Raw genomic sequence first — 15,091 nt, forward strand, 5'->3', positions numbered from 1 at the left:
AAAAAATATGAGTTATGAAGAGATTTTTATCTATGGTTGGAATTTAAATGCTTTAATGTTCTTTTTAAATCTGTTTATAGGAATTAGATCAATGAATTCCAAAACAAGAGAAGAGTTAGTGGAAGAGAACAAAATTTTAGGTCGTTTAAAATCAGAGTTTGATAAATATTATCCTTATAGAAAGTATGAAACTATTATTAGCTATCTTATGCCTTTCACGGCGTTTTTCAGAGTATCGTACAGACTTATAGAGATGAGAATGTTTTTTAATAAAAACATGGAAGCCTCTTTAGTCGATTATATGATTTATAAATATGAAAATGATATAAAAATCGCAAAAAACAGAATAGAGTAATGTTTGAAAAAGAGAATTTCTATGCTAATGACTCTTTGTTAAAAGAAGCACAAGGTTTAAAACTTTTACAAAATTGCATAGAAAAAACTTTAGAATGCAAACTAAAAATCCCGAAACTCTATTATGTTGATAAAGATATTTTAAAGCTTGAAAAGATTCCATACTCTTATGCTTCTTCAAAGCAGATGCAGGAGTTTGGAAAATCTTTAGCAAATCTGCATAAAGTTAAATATCCACTTTACGGGCTGGATTATGACAATTATATCGGCTTATCAACTCAAAAAAATATTTTGAGTTCTACTTGGGGAAATTTCTTTTTTAAATTCAGGCTTCTTTATCAAGTTGAAATGATAAAAGATGAAGAGATAAAAAAAGAGTTTTTAGAACAACTCTTAAAATTTGAAAACACTATTATCTCTTTTTTAGATGAAAATTGTGAATATGCTTCTATTCTTCACGGCGATTTATGGGCAGGAAATGTCCTTTTTTCAAAAAAAGATATTTATCTAATCGATCCAGCTGTTTATTACGGAGATAAAGAAGTAGATCTTGCAATGACACAGATGTTTGGCGGTTTTTCAGAGCTTTTTTATAGTGAATATTTTAAAACAGTTAAGGTGTCAAAAGAGTATGAAAAGAAAAAGATTATTTACAATTTATATCACTATTTAAATCACTATAATATTTTCGGTTCAAGTTATTTAAATAGTTGCAAAAGATATATTAAGGCTTTTGAAAAATTATTTGTAACTAAGGTGTAATTCATTTAAGCTAAAATCCAAAGCAAAAATTAACTTTGGAGATTAAATGCACAATCTATCTTTAAAAAATAAAATTCTACTTATTTTAACCCTTCCTATTCTTGCCATATTAATTCTATCAGGAGAGACTTTATATAAAAGAGTTCAAGAAAAAAACTCTTTGGAAAAGACTAAAAATTATGTACATTTATCTCTTGTTTCAACGAAACTTTTAAATAAGCTTCAACAAGAAAGAGAGTATAGTTTGATTTATTTAAATAGTTACGGTAAAAACTATTCAAATGAGTTAAAAGAGTATAGAAAAGAAGTAGATGAAAAAATAAAATCCTTAGAAAAGAGTTTAGATAATTTTGATTCGAAACTCTATTCCCAAGAGCTTACAAAAAACATAGAAGCTTTAAAAAAGAGTTTTAAAAGCATAATAAAAACAAGAAAAAAAATAGATTCTTTATCTTTAAGTGATAGTGAACTTTTAAAGTATTATCTTGATTTTAATGCCAAACTGCTTTTTTTTATCGATGATTCCCAAACTTATAACAATGATGGAAGATTGTCAAAAAAACTTCAAGCTTATTTATCTATAGTAAATATTACGGAAGCTGCCACAATAGAAAGAAGAGTTTTAAGAGATATTTTGCAAAAAGGTATTTTGACAAATGAGGATTATTTTCAATACTCCTCTTCTCTTGCTACTCAAAATACATATCTCTCTTTATTTGAAAAAGTTGTTTCAAAAGAGGATTTTAAAGAGTTTGAAAATGTTTTAAAAACTTGCAAAACCTGCAAAGAGGTAGATAGATTTAGAGAAATAATTGAAAATAAAGCACTAAAAAACGAAATGGTTTCAAAAATTATAAAATTGGCAGGATTCGGAGGTTTTATTCAATCTTTCAAAGATTATGTACTAAAAGGAGATTCTAAAGAGTTAAATAAGCTGCAAAGATTTCATTCTAGTATTTTAAGAGAATTAAACAAATACAGAAGGGTAAAAGGAACAACAAAAGAAGAGAAAAAACTTATTAAAAAGATTAAAAATATTTTTGATGAATATATGGGTTATACTCTTGATATACAAGAAGCAGTAAACAAAGAAAAGAGTATAAAAGAGATAAACTCTTTGATTGATGTTAATCCTCAAGATGCGATTAAAGCCTTAGGTCTGTTAAGCGTAAATATTTACGGTGCAAATTACCGACAATGGTTTGATGCAGCAACTAAAAGAGTAGATGTTTTTAAAAAATACGGAGATATCGTTTCAAAAGATATAAAAACTTATATTGATACAAAAAGTCAAGATTTATCTGAGAGTTTTATTATTACGGTAAGCTTTGTCGTTTCTATAATTTTGATACTCTTTGTCGTAAGTAATTTTATAATAAAAAAAGTAGTTCATTCTTTAAATAGATTTGAAGAGGGCTTGCAATACTCTTTTCAATATGTAATAAGAGAAAAAGAGGATTTAAATCCAATTGAGGTAAAAGGTAAAGATGAATTTGCCAAAATGAATGAGCATATGAATGAACAGATGCAAAAAGTAAAAAGAATCATTGAACAAGACAGAGAAGTAGTTGCAAAAATAACTGATGTAGTAGAAAAAGTTTCAAACGGTTTTTTAGAGTATACAATTTCTAATAAAGGTGCAACAAATGAAGTTGAATCTTTAAGACTAATAATAAATCAAATGATTAAACATACCAAACAAAAAGTTGATTATATAAATTTGGTTTTAGATAATTATGCAGTAGGAAAATATGATTTTAGACTCTCTGAAAAACAAAAAACAGGAATGTACGGAGATTTTGGAAACTTATCGGCAGGTTCGGTTCTTTTAGGGCAATCAATTTCCCAGTTAATAGCAATGATTACAAATGCAGGAAAAGAGCTGGAAACAAATACCGAGATTTTGACAAACTCTTCTCAATCACTTTCAAACAGTGCAAATGAACAAGCAGCTTCACTAGAAGAGACGGCTGCTTCCGTAGAGCAGATTACAAGCAATATGAAATCAAGCAGCAATGATGTTTCCAAAATGTTAAATATAGCAGATGAGCTAAATCAAACGGCAGAAAAAGGTAATGACCAAGCCCTTAAAACAGTTTCTTCAATGGAAGAGATAAATGAAAAAGTTGCTGCTATCAGTGAAGCAATTTCAGTAATAGACCAAATAGCTTTCCAAACAAATATATTAAGTCTAAATGCGGCAGTTGAAGCTGCAACGGCAGGAGAAGCGGGGAAAGGTTTCGCCGTTGTTGCACAAGAAGTAAGAAATTTGGCAAATAGAAGTGCCGAGGCTGCAAAAAGTATAAAAACTTTGGTTGAAGAGGCATCTTTTAAATCAAATGAAGGGAAAAGTATTACTACTGAAATGATAAAAGGTTATGAGAACTTATCGGAAAAAATTGTGGATACTAAAACCATAATAGATAATGTATCTTCTGCAATAAAAGAGCAGGAAAACGGAATGGTTCAAATAAATGATACCATTTCTACTCTTGATATGATGACTCAAAAAAATGCACAAACCTCTTTAAATATAGATAAATTGTCAAAAGAGGTATCACAACTTTCAACAAGATTATTAGGAATTACCCAAAAAGCAGAAATTTCAGAGAAGTATTATTATATGGTTGATGATGTTGATTTAATTCAAAATATCTCGAAATATAAAAATGATCATATATCTTTTAAGAAAAAAGAATTTTCTTCTTTAAACAAATATGAAGATATAAAAGTTGTTGATTCTAAATCTTGTGCTTTAGGTAAATGGATAAGCTCTTCTGAAGAAAAAGCAGAACCTTATACGAATTCAAAAGAGTGGATGCTTTTAAAACAAACACATGATGAAGTTCATAAGGCAGTTCAAAACTTTATTACTTTAAATAGTAAAAGAGTCGATAATAACAGTTTAAAAGAGTCTGCAAGCTATATTGAAGAGTTAACTTATGAAGTCTTCAAAAGTTTAAATGATATAGCAGTTGTAAATACAAAGCTTTTAAGAGAAGAGTAAAAATGGACTCTTCTTCTTTTGAAAAATAAATAATATTAATATGTACTTACTCTATTATATAAGACTTACTTATAATTAAATTAACTTTTACTTAATATTTTAGTTGTATAATTCCATCATAAGATAAAATTATAGAAGAATTAAAATATGAATAGAAGTAAACAAATAATAAATCTTTATGTAGACGGTTTCAAAAATCTTACTCTCGGTAAAACTTTATGGAAAATAATAATTCTAAAACTACTTATTATTTTCACTTTTTTAAATTATTATATTTATGATAAATCAATAAAAAGCGAGTATCAAACTGAAACTGAAAAAATAGATTTTGTTTATAAAAATATTACAAAGGAATAGGTATGGAAGAGCATTTAGTAGATTGGTCGAGAGCTCAATTTGCATTAACTGCTATTTATCACTGGCTATTTGTCCCATTAACTTTGGGACTTGGATTTATAGTCGCTTTTATGGAAACAATATATGTAAAAACCGGTGATGAATTTTGGAAAAAAACTACAAAATTTTGGATGGGATTATTTGCGATTAATTTTGCAATAGGTGTTGCAACAGGTCTTATTATGGAGTTTGAATTCGGTACAAACTGGGCAAATTACTCTTGGTTTGTAGGAGATATTTTCGGAGCACCTCTTGCTATTGAAGGTATTTTGGCATTTTTTATGGAATCAACATTTTTTGCCGTTATGTTTTTCGGATGGGAAAAAGTAAGTAAAGGTTTTCATCTGCTTTCAACTTGGCTTGTGGCAATAGGCTCAAACCTAAGTGCTTTGTGGATTTTGGTTGCAAACGGTTGGATGCAATATCCTACGGGAATGAAGTTTAATCCCGATACTGTAAGAAATGAAATGGATAATTTTTGGGATGTGATTTTATCTCCTGTTGCCGTTACTAAATTTCTACATACGATTTCTAGCGGATATATTATAGCTTCGCTTTTCGTAGTTGGGATTTCAGCTTGGTTTTTATTAAAAAGAAGAGAAATAATTCTTGCAAAAAGATCAATGGTAATAGGGGCAATTTTCGGGCTTGTAACTTCGTTTTTCGTAATCTTGACAGGAGATGAATCAGCACATCAAGTAGCTCTTAAACAACCTGTTAAATTAGCGGCAATGGAAGGTTTATATGAAGGAAAAGAGAAAGCCGGAATTGTGGGAGTCGGAGTTTTAAATCCTAAAAAAACATTAACAAATGACGAAGATCCGTATTTGTTTGAAATTGAAGCGCCTTATGCTCTGTCTCTATTGGGATATCATGATATCAACGCTTTTGTACCGGGACTTAAAGATTTAGTTTACGGAAATGAAAAATATGAAATAGAGTCTGTAGACTCAAAAATTCAAAAAGGTAAAGTTGCAATTGAAGCTTTGAAAAATTATAAAAGAGCAAAAGAGGAAAATAATCTTTTAAAACAAGATGAACATTTAAAAGTATTAGAAGAAAATATCAAATATTTTGGCTACGGTCATATAAAAAATCCCGAAGATGTTGTTCCTCCTGTTGCTCTTACTTTTTATTCATTTCATATTATGGTGGCTTTGGGAACTTGGTTTTTGATTCTTTTTGCATTAGTTCTTTTTTATGCTTTAAAAAGGGAGATAATTGAGTATAGAAAACTTTTAATAGTTTCAGTTGCCTCTATTCCTTTGGGATATATAGCAAGTGAAGCAGGATGGATTGTTGCAGAAGTGGGGCGACAGCCTTGGGCAATTCAAGATTTGATGCCTGTAGGTATTGCTGCAACTGATATAGCAAGTTCAAATGTACAAATAACCTTTTTTATGTTTGCATTCCTTTTTACTGCACTATTAATTGCAGAGATAAAAATTATGCTTAAACAGATAAAATCCGGTTCAGAAGGAGGGCACTAAAATGTTTGAAAATTTAACACTTCTTCAATTACAGCAGTATTGGTGGATAATTATCTCTTTACTTGGAGGTCTTTTTGGATTTATTATGTTTGTACAAGGAGGACAGACTTTAATAGGAAGATTATCAAAAGGTGATGAAGTTTTAAAAACTATGCTTATAAACTCTTTGGGTAGAAAATGGGAATTAGGCTTTACTACTCTGGTTTTATTCGGTGGTGCATTATTTGCTGCTTTCCCTCTTTTTTATTCAACAAGTTTCGGCGGAGCTTATTGGGTTTGGATAGCAATACTTTTTTGTTTTATTATTCAAGCAGTAAGTTACGAATATAGAAAAAAAGCAAATAATTTTTTAGGTCAAAAAGTTTATGAAGGTTTTTTGTTTATAAACGGAAGTTTAGGAGTTATTTTATTAGGTGTTGCTATTGCAACTTTCTTTTCAGGTTCAAATTTTAGTATAGATGAACATAATTTTTCACATTGGCAGACTCCTTTTAGAGGATTAGAGGCTTTAGGAAGTCTTTTTAATCTATCTTTAGGTTTTGCACTGTTTTTTTTAGTAAGAATTTCAGGAGCTTTGTATTTTATAAATAATATCAATAATAAAACAATAAGACAAAGAGCAGTAAAAGGAATAAAAATAGATATGCCGATTTTTTTGGTTTTCTTTTTAGCTTTTTTATTCCAACTATTTACCAAAAGCGGTTTTGTTTATGACTCTACAGGTATTGTTTATATGCAAGAGTATAAATATCTTATAAATTTTATTGAGATGCCAATTGTTTTTGCTATGTTTGTTATCGGGGTATTAATGGTAGTAATAGCGGTATTTATGACTATACATTTTGAAAAAACTTGTTGTATCAAAACAGGAGGAGTAGGAATTGTTTTAACGGTAATGGCTCTATTTTTAAATGTCGGATTTAACAATACTTCTTACTATCCGTCGCTTTTTGATTTGCAAAGTTCTTTAACTATACAAAACAGTTCGGGAAGTCATTATACTTTGACAACTATGTCTTATGTATCCTTATTGGTTCCTTTTGTACTTGCATATATTATTTATGTTTGGTATCAAATGGATAAAGTAAAAATTACAAAAGAGGAGATGGAAGATCCTCACTCACATAACTATTAGGAGGTGCAAATGGAATATTTGAGTTCGATTCTTTGGCTGATTTCTTGGCCTTTGGTTATGTATCTTTCCTATAAACTTATAGAAAAAGGTATAAAAAGAGTTTAAGATGATAAAATTAATGAAAAGGACATTTATATATTTCTTTTTTTTAATGATTCTAATAAATATAACAGAAAATGCTTATAAGCATTATTTTGACAAGGAGAATAAAAATGATTACATTTCCGGTAAAAACAGATAAAGAGAATGCGGCAGTTTCACCGCTTTTTGGTAAAGCAAAATTCTTTGCTTTTTATGACGGTAAAAATTTAACAGTTGAAAAAAATCCTTATGAAAAAGGTTCTCAACTTGTAAACTGGTTTTTACAAAAAGGTGTTGATACTATTATTATTAAAGAGATGGGTTCAAAACCTTTTAATAAAATTGTACAAACTAATATCAAAGTTTTATCTTCAGGTGAGGGAAGAGTAACTACAAATGAAGTTATTGAAAAATTTAATAACAATGAGTTAAATGAGTTATCGGTTGACGAACTTAAAGATATAATAAAAGAGCATGAGAGTAAAAAAGACCATTCGTCTTGCAGTTCTCATAATCATGACCATGACCATCATTCGGGAATGTGCCATAAAAAAATGAGATCTCAAAACCCTTACGTATTTTTATAATAGTACAAAGCATTTTGCTTTGTACTATTTCTTATTCTTTAGGATAAGTCATCTCTTCAGGTTTAACATATTTTTCAAACTCTTCATTTGTTAATAATCCAAGAGCTACTGCCTCTTCTTTTAACGTTGTACCATTTTTATGGGCAGTTTTTGCTATTTTAGCTGCATTTTCATAACCTATATAAGGGTTTAATGCTGTTACTAACATAAGGGAATCATTTAAATATCTGTTTATATTCTCTTTATTTGCTTGGATTCCTATTGCACATTTGTCGTTAAAAGCATGCATTGTTCCACTTAAAAGATTGATTGATTGCAAGAGGTTATATGCAATAACGGGTTTAAATACGTTTAATTCAAAATTTCCTTGAGATGCCGCAACTGATACTGTTGTATGATTTCCCATAACTTGAACGGCAACCATTGTCATGGCTTCACTTTGAGTAGGGTTTACTTTTCCGGGCATAATTGAACTTCCCGGTTCATTCTCAGGAATATTAAGTTCACCTATTCCGCATCTGGGACCTGAAGCTAGCCATCTAATATCATTTGCTATTTTCATAAGATTTGAAGCTAAAGCATTTAAAGCGCCGCTTAAAAATACTTCTGCATCATGAGAGGTCAAAGCATGAAATTTGTTTGGATGAGATTTAAATTTATATTCTGTTTTTGTCAAATCATTTAAAACTTCGCAAACCATAGGAGAAAATTGAGGGTGAGAATTTAATCCCGTACCAACTGCCGTTCCTCCGATTGCTAGTTCAACCAAATATTTAAGAGCATCATCTACTTGCATTAAAGCTTTGTTAAGCATATCAGCATAACCCGACATCTCTTGTCCTAAGGTTAAAGGCGTTGCATCTTGCAGGTGAGTTCTTCCTATTTTTACTATATTTTTAAACTCTTGGCTTTTTTGTTCAAAAGTCTGTTTTAAACTCTTTATTGCAGGGATTAACTGTTTTTGAAGTTCCATTACAAATGAGATTCTCATAGCAGTAGGATAAGTATCGTTTGAACTTTGACCTTTGTTAACATCGTCATTTGGATGGACAAGCTTTTCGACTCTGAAATCTTTTCCCAAAATCTCTGTTGCTCTGTTTGCAACTACTTCATTCATATTCATATTTGATTGAGTTCCCGAACCTGTTTGCCAGACAACAAGAGGGAAGTTCCCTTCTAGTTTACCTTTTAAAACTTCATCGCAAGCTTCTGTTATTGCCAAGCATTTTGTATCATCGAGTCTTTTTAAATTATTATTTGTAATTGCGCAAGCTTTTTTTAGATAAGCAAAACCCTCAATTACCTCTTTTGGCATTTTTTCATTACCGATAGGGAAATTTTCTACACTTCTTTGTGTTTGTGCAGCCCAATATTTATCGTTTGGAACTTTCATCTCTCCCATAGTATCTTTTTCTATTCTATAATCCATTATAATTCCTTTTGCAAATAAAAAGATTATATCCAATTATCATTTAATTTTAATAATTAGTATCAAGAAAATAGAAAAAGAGATAAAAAGAAAGTAAGAAAGAAACAATAAGAGGAAAACCTCTTATTGAATAATTAAATAGTTCTCCATTTTTTAGGACCAGTAGTATGAATAGAGTTACCCTCAGTGTCAACGGCAACGGTAACAGGCATGTCTTTAACCTCAAACTCGTAAATAGCTTCCATTCCCATCTCTTCAAATGCAAGAACTTTAGCACCTTTAATAGATTGTGAAATTAAATAAGCAGCTCCACCTGTTGCAATTAAATACATTGATTTATACTCTTTGATTAAATCAATTGTTGGTTGTTTTCTCTCTGCTTTTCCAATCATTCCCATGATTCCTATTTCCATCATATCTTTTGTAAATTTATCCATTCTTGTTGATGTTGTTGGTCCGGCAGGTCCAACTACTTCATCTCTAACTGGATCAACAGGTCCGACATAATAAATAAATCTATCTTTTAAATCTACTCCGTTTGGAAGTGGTTTCCCTGCATTTTTATATTCAACTATTTTTTTATGAGCAGCATCTCTTGCAGTTAAGATTTTTCCTGATAGAAGTAATGTATCTCCAGATTTAAATTGAGACAAGTTCTCTTTTGTTAAATCTTCTATATTTACTCTTTTAATAGTATCCATTGGTAATTCAATATCTGGCCATAGATCTAAATCAGGTTTATTAAACGTAGCAGGTCCGTTTCCGTCTAATTCAAAATGAATATGTCTAGTAGCTGCACAGTTTGGAATCATAGCTACAGGTTTAGATGCCGCGTGACAGGGATAATCTAAGATTTTTACATCAAGTACTGTTGTAATACCACCTAATCCTTGTGCTCCCATTCCTAGTTTATTAATATCTTCATATAATTTAAGTCTTAACTCTTCAACTGCGTTTTTAGGACCTCTTGCTTTAAGTTCATGAATATCTAAATGACCCATTAAAGACTCTTTTGCCATTAGCATTGCTTTTTCGGGATTTCCTCCGATACCAATTCCCAAGATTCCAGGAGGACACCATCCTGCTCCCATATGTGCTACATTTTCCATAACCCAGTCATAAATACTATCTGATGGATTTAATACTGTAAATTTTGATTTATTTTCACTTCCTCCACCTTTTGCTGCAACTGTTATCTCTATTTTATCTGAGTTATTTACACTATAATGAATAACAGCAGGAGTATTATTTTTTGTATTTTTTCTCTCCCCTGCAGGATCACTTACTATTGAGTATCTTAAAGTGTTATCTGGATCTGTATATCCTTGTGCTACACCTGCGTTTATAATATCTTCTAACTCATTTTGGATATCAAGGTCTGCTTTTGTACCTACTTTTATAAATACGTTTACGCTTCCTGTATCTTGGCAAAGAGGTCTATGTCCCATTGCACACATTTTTGAGTTTATTAATATTTGTCCGATTGCATTTTTTGCTGCTTCACTTTTCTCTTTCTCATATGCTTCTACCATCCCTTTTACGAAATCTTCCGGATGGTAGTACGATATATATTGTATTGCGTCTGCGATACTCTCTTTTATATCTCTTTCTGTTATTTTAGCCATTAAAACACCTTTTGTGAAATTTAGAATAAATTATAACTAATTTGAGTTTATTAAAAGAAATGAGAAGTAGGTAAAACTCTTTATAAAAGGTGCAAAGTTACCCTTATGCACAATTATTTATAAAGATGTAGTTTTATGATTGTTAAGGCACCTTTATAGTGTTTATTCTCAAAATCGTATTCACAATTTTTCATAGAAATTGAACCTCTTAACTGTCTTACAATAATTTGCTCCGACATATAAAGTCCTATTCCCGTTCCTTGAGATTGGTGTTTTGTCGTAAAATATGGTTCAAAAAGATGTTCAATAATACTTTCATCAACACCTCTTGCATTATCTTTGATTGTTATTAGCAGATGATTCTCTTCCTCTTTTGCCTCTATAAATATAAGTCTTCTTTGATCTTTTATTTTTATAAGTTCGTCTCTTGAGTTATTTAAGATATTAATCAAAACTTGTATCAATTCGGTTTGAACACCGTAGATTTTTATATCTTCGATATTTTCAATTAATTCAATATCGTTATTTTTGAATTGAACACTTATCAGATTCAAACAGTTTTTAAAAGCCTCTTTTACGGAGAACTCTTTTTTTACCTTATTTGAATTAAAAAAATTTCTAAAATCATCTATTGTTTTAGATAGATATTGGGTTGTATCATTTATTTTATCAAGGTTTTCAAATAACTCTTTTTCATCTAAATCTTGCATCTCTTTTTTTAGTTTCATTCCCGTAGCTATAGTTGAAATCAAAGATAAAGGTTGTCTCCATTGGTGAGCAATATTTCCTATCATGGTACCAATAGCCGCAAGTTTTGATTGTTGAGCCAATATCTCTTGCTGTTTTGTTAGCTTTTCAAGATTTTTTTCTATTTGCAGTCTATATTTTTTGAATTTTCTTTTTAAAAATGCAGACATATAAAAAGAGATTAGTAATAAAACTACTGTTAGAACAAGAGTAAAAAGAATCAATTTTTTTAGATTTTCTCTTAATCTTTGATTTATTAATTGTTCCTCTTTTTCTATAATTTTATTTACATCCTCTTTATAAAAGCCTTTTCCTATAATCCACTGCCAGTTATCTACCCCTAAAACATAACTTGTTTTAACTGCAGGTTCTTTGGTTCCGGGTTTATTTGTTTGAGTGTAAGTTATAAATCCAGCAGAGTTGTTTTTTGCTTTAGCTATTATCTCTTTGACTGCTTCAGGTTTTATGTTATCTGCTTTATAAGCACTGTTTCCTATAAGTTTGTTGTCAATATGGTTTAGATACTTACCTTTATAATCGATTACAAAAAAGTATTCACTGTTCAAATATTTATGGTTTTGAATATGGGATAAGACATTCTCTTTTACATCTTCTTCAAAATCTTTAATATACTCACCCGTTCCTATAAACCAATTATAAGGCTCAAAATATTTGTTAAAACCAAGTTTTTTATAGTGTTTTGTCAAATCTTCCGGTTTATGATATGACCAAGTTAAAAATTCTTCTTTTTTATTTTTTAGTTTTTTTACAATCTCTCTTGTAAGATATAAGCCTTTACGAGTTTTAAAATTATAAAAATTTTTTCCTTCCATTTCGGGTTTTATAGGTAATAAAATACATTCATAATCAAAAGAGTAAATAAAAAAATATCCTCTGTTATTGTTGAAACGTATATTTCTTAGAGCATCTTTTATCAGTTTTGTTACTTTTTTTTCTCCTAAGTTTTTATTCTCTTTATAAATATTCATTGCAATAGTGTAAGCTTCATTTACTCTGTTTTTCAAATTCTCTTTTAATTTTTTTTCTGTTTGTTCTTGTTCATTCCTAATATAAGCATTTAATCTTTCTACTTCACCTTTTATATATTTTTTATTATTTTCAATAAACTGTTTTTGTGTTGCTTGTTTCTCTTTCTCAAATACTTTTTTATTGTTTTCAAAAAGGATAAAAGAGACAATAATAGATAAAACTATAATGAAAAAAGGAGGGGTGTATTTTATTATTAATAGAATGATTTTTTCATTTTTGTCCATTTATGTCCTAAAAGTTAGTTAATTAAAAATCATTCTATATAAATTTAATATAAAACTTACTGTATTTAAAAAAATTAAAAAATTATTTAAAAAACTTTTAAATTGAGTCTACAATCTCTTTTACGATTTTTGCCAATTTATTTACTGATGCTATCTCAACTCTTTCTGCATTTGAGTGAGGGCTGTTAATAGTAGGACCGATTGAAGCAATTTTCATATGTGGGAACATATTTTTAAAAATAGCACATTCAAGCCCTGCATGGATTGCTTCTAATGAAGCATCTTTATCATACTTTTTATATATATTTAAAACATTGTTTGTAAAATCATTTACATCTGGTTTCCAAGCTTGATATTTTCCTGAGGTTTCAACTTCAAAACCGAAATGTTCCAGTAAAACTCTTGTCTCTTTTTTTATTTTTTCCAGCTCTTCATTTGCCATTGACCTAGCACTTAGTTCAATAGTGATTTCATCAATATTTGTAGAAATTTTAGCCAAATTTATAGAGTTTAAAACTACTTGCAAATCTACGTCATAAGCTCTTACACCATTTGCAAATGTATAAATAAAATCGGTAATATCACTACTCCAAATATTTAAATGTTCACTTTTTGTATTTATTTTCGATATACAAACATTTTTATATGAAATTTCTTGTGGATAAGTTTTAAAGGCTGCTATTGCTTTTACATTTGCAGGAATTGAGTTTATTCTTTCTCCCCCGTTTATGTCTAAGAGTAAACCACCGTTTTCTTTTATCAAAGCAGCAATCAGTTTTATTGCATTTGGGATATTTTTATGAATTTCAACTCCACTGTGACCTCCGGGAAGATTTGAAATTGATACCTCATAAAGTTCATAATCTTCTTTGTTTTCAACTATTTTTTTTGATCTGTTTTTAGCAAAAATATCAACTCCTCCTGCACAACCTATGCAGATCTCTCCTTCTTGCTCACTGTCTATATTTAACATATATTCCGCTTTTAGTTTATGCTCTAAATTATTAGCTCCAATTAATCCTATCTCTTCATCTGAAGTAAATAAAAATTCGCAATCATAATCTAAACTCATAAGCCAAAGCATATAAGAACATCCTATTCCGTTGTCCGCACCCAAAGTAGAATCTTTTGCTTTAAAAAATCCGTCTTCTTCAATAATCTGAGGTATACAATTATCTTTTAAACATACAATATCATAATGGTTTTGCAAACAAATTTTTGCTTTTGACTCTTTTTTCTTACATAAAATATTATTGTAGTCGTCGATTAAACACTCATAACCGTATTTATTACAATAGTTTTTTATAAATTTTATAAACGGTTCATGTGTACCGCTGCATCTTGCAATAGAAGTAATCTCTTTAAATATTTCAATAACACTGTTCACTCGTATAGCCTTTTTTCAAAGATTATAACTAATTTTATTTAAAACAATATTTTGAATATGCTGTTATTTTAAGCTTTTATTTAATACTTTTTTATAAAAATGTTGTTAAAAAAAGGTTGAATATGATAGTTGATTATAAAGATGTAAATGATTTAAATAGATATAAAATGATGTCTGATACTGTAGTTCCAAGACCGATTGCCTGGATAGTAACGGAAGATAACGGGATAATAAATGCCGCACCGTTTTCATATTTTGTTCCTTTATCGTCAAATCCTCCTGTTGTTATTGTCTCTATCGGTAAAAAAGAGGATGGGACTCCTAAGGATACTCTTTATAATATTTTAAAACATAAAAAAGCAACAATATGTTTTGTAAATAAAAACAGCTGTGAAGAGGTAAAAAATTGTGCAATGCCTTTAGATAAAAATGAGAGTGAAGTAGAGACTTATAATATTGATGTCCAAAAAGTTTTGGAAGATTTTCCTGCGATGATAGCTTCAACCCAAACAGCTCTTTTTTGTGAGTTTTATAAAACTGTTGATCTTCCGGGGAAAACAACGCCTGTTATTTTAGAAGTTAAAAAACAGTTTATAGAAGAGGGCAGATTAGATGAAAAGTCTCATGTACATATTGATAATGTAGGAAGAAGCGGAGCTTTCTTTAAAGCAATGGTAGATTTATAAAGTTTTGAATATTTTGTAAAAGTTACAATATTTAAACGTTTTATGTTACACTACTACAAAATAAAACGGTAGCATCTATTATTGTATTACGATAGATACGGATATTTAGACCTGTTTTAGGTCTTATAGTG

12 protein-coding genes are annotated in these 15,091 nt (G+C 29.6%); 8 read left to right on the forward strand and 4 right to left on the reverse strand.

Going from position 1 to position 15,091, the window contains the following annotated elements; genetic code table 11:
- Positions 1–7 precede the first annotated feature (7 nt).
- The 7 genes from AANAER_RS06770 (at position 8) to AANAER_RS06800 (ending at position 7,812) form a co-directional block, all read left to right on the forward strand.
- Complete coding sequence (locus AANAER_RS06770) at positions 8–355, forward strand: hypothetical protein (protein ID WP_044414991.1); 348 nt, start codon at positions 8–10, stop codon at positions 353–355.
- Entirely contained in the window at positions 355–1,116 is a 762-nt protein-coding gene (locus tag AANAER_RS06775) for a fructosamine kinase family protein (protein WP_129082984.1), read from the forward strand. Before AANAER_RS06770 ends, AANAER_RS06775 begins: the two co-directional genes overlap by 1 nt.
- A gap of 46 nt (positions 1,117–1,162) precedes the next feature.
- The gene (locus AANAER_RS06780) at positions 1,163–4,123 is read left to right on the forward strand and encodes a methyl-accepting chemotaxis protein (RefSeq protein ID WP_129082983.1); all 2,961 of its coding nucleotides are present in this window, start codon (positions 1,163–1,165) and stop codon (positions 4,121–4,123) included.
- A gap of 147 nt (positions 4,124–4,270) precedes the next feature.
- Positions 4,271–4,480, forward strand: coding sequence for a DUF4492 domain-containing protein (locus tag AANAER_RS06785; protein WP_044414986.1), 210 nt, complete (start codon positions 4,271–4,273; stop codon positions 4,478–4,480).
- Between the two features lie 2 nt (positions 4,481–4,482).
- On the forward strand, positions 4,483–6,009 hold the full coding sequence (locus AANAER_RS06790; RefSeq protein ID WP_129082982.1) for a cytochrome ubiquinol oxidase subunit I: 1,527 nt from the start codon (positions 4,483–4,485) through the stop codon (positions 6,007–6,009).
- 1 nt (position 6,010) lies between these two features.
- Complete coding sequence (cydB, locus tag AANAER_RS06795; protein WP_129082981.1) at positions 6,011–7,144, forward strand: cytochrome d ubiquinol oxidase subunit II; 1,134 nt, start codon at positions 6,011–6,013, stop codon at positions 7,142–7,144.
- A 212-nt stretch (positions 7,145–7,356) separates the two neighbouring features.
- Positions 7,357–7,812, forward strand: coding sequence for a NifB/NifX family molybdenum-iron cluster-binding protein (locus AANAER_RS06800; protein ID WP_164969376.1), 456 nt, complete (start codon positions 7,357–7,359; stop codon positions 7,810–7,812).
- Between the two features lie 31 nt (positions 7,813–7,843).
- Here AANAER_RS06800 and fumC read toward each other — a convergent pair whose 3' ends face one another.
- The 4 genes from fumC to AANAER_RS06820 form a co-directional block, all read right to left on the reverse strand.
- On the reverse strand, positions 7,844–9,241 hold the full coding sequence (gene fumC, locus AANAER_RS06805) for a class II fumarate hydratase (RefSeq protein ID WP_129082979.1): 1,398 nt from the start codon (positions 9,239–9,241) through the stop codon (positions 7,844–7,846).
- A gap of 134 nt (positions 9,242–9,375) precedes the next feature.
- Positions 9,376–10,866, reverse strand: a complete 1,491-nt coding sequence (locus AANAER_RS06810; RefSeq protein ID WP_044414978.1) for a fumarate hydratase — start codon at positions 10,864–10,866, stop codon at positions 9,376–9,378.
- Positions 10,867–10,979: 113 nt separating this feature from the next.
- Positions 10,980–12,887, reverse strand: coding sequence for a sensor histidine kinase (locus tag AANAER_RS06815; protein ID WP_129081557.1), 1,908 nt, complete (start codon positions 12,885–12,887; stop codon positions 10,980–10,982).
- Between the two features lie 97 nt (positions 12,888–12,984).
- Positions 12,985–14,274, reverse strand: coding sequence for a M20/M25/M40 family metallo-hydrolase (locus tag AANAER_RS06820; RefSeq protein WP_129081558.1), 1,290 nt, complete (start codon positions 14,272–14,274; stop codon positions 12,985–12,987).
- A 122-nt stretch (positions 14,275–14,396) separates the two neighbouring features.
- Between AANAER_RS06820 and AANAER_RS06825 the strand changes: the two genes are divergently transcribed.
- Positions 14,397–14,960 (forward strand): flavin reductase family protein, encoded by a 564-nt coding sequence (locus AANAER_RS06825; protein WP_044414971.1) that lies wholly within the window; start codon positions 14,397–14,399, stop codon positions 14,958–14,960.
- The last annotated feature ends 131 nt before the right edge of the window (positions 14,961–15,091 follow it).

The sequence above is a fragment of the Halarcobacter anaerophilus genome (genome assembly GCF_006459125.1).
GTDB classification, from domain to species: domain Bacteria; phylum Campylobacterota; class Campylobacteria; order Campylobacterales; family Arcobacteraceae; genus Halarcobacter; species Halarcobacter anaerophilus.

What these genes read in the sequence shown, in the direction of transcription:
- AANAER_RS06770 (WP_044414991.1), top strand. Translation starts at nt 8, where the DNA reads ATGAGTTATGAAGAGATTTTTATCTATGGTTGGAATTTAAATGCTTTA.
- AANAER_RS06775 (WP_129082984.1), top strand. Translation starts at nt 355, where the DNA reads ATGTTTGAAAAAGAGAATTTCTATGCTAATGACTCTTTGTTAAAAGAA.
- AANAER_RS06780 (WP_129082983.1), top strand. Translation starts at nt 1,163, where the DNA reads ATGCACAATCTATCTTTAAAAAATAAAATTCTACTTATTTTAACCCTT.
- AANAER_RS06785 (WP_044414986.1), top strand. Translation starts at nt 4,271, where the DNA reads ATGAATAGAAGTAAACAAATAATAAATCTTTATGTAGACGGTTTCAAA.
- AANAER_RS06790 (WP_129082982.1), top strand. Translation starts at nt 4,483, where the DNA reads ATGGAAGAGCATTTAGTAGATTGGTCGAGAGCTCAATTTGCATTAACT.
- cydB (WP_129082981.1), top strand. Translation starts at nt 6,011, where the DNA reads ATGTTTGAAAATTTAACACTTCTTCAATTACAGCAGTATTGGTGGATA.
- AANAER_RS06800 (WP_164969376.1), top strand. Translation starts at nt 7,357, where the DNA reads ATGATTACATTTCCGGTAAAAACAGATAAAGAGAATGCGGCAGTTTCA.
- fumC (WP_129082979.1), bottom strand. Translation starts at nt 9,241, where the DNA reads ATGGATTATAGAATAGAAAAAGATACTATGGGAGAGATGAAAGTTCCA.
- AANAER_RS06810 (WP_044414978.1), bottom strand. Translation starts at nt 10,866, where the DNA reads ATGGCTAAAATAACAGAAAGAGATATAAAAGAGAGTATCGCAGACGCA.
- AANAER_RS06815 (WP_129081557.1), bottom strand. Translation starts at nt 12,887, where the DNA reads ATGGACAAAAATGAAAAAATCATTCTATTAATAATAAAATACACCCCT.
- AANAER_RS06825 (WP_044414971.1), top strand. Translation starts at nt 14,397, where the DNA reads ATGATAGTTGATTATAAAGATGTAAATGATTTAAATAGATATAAAATG.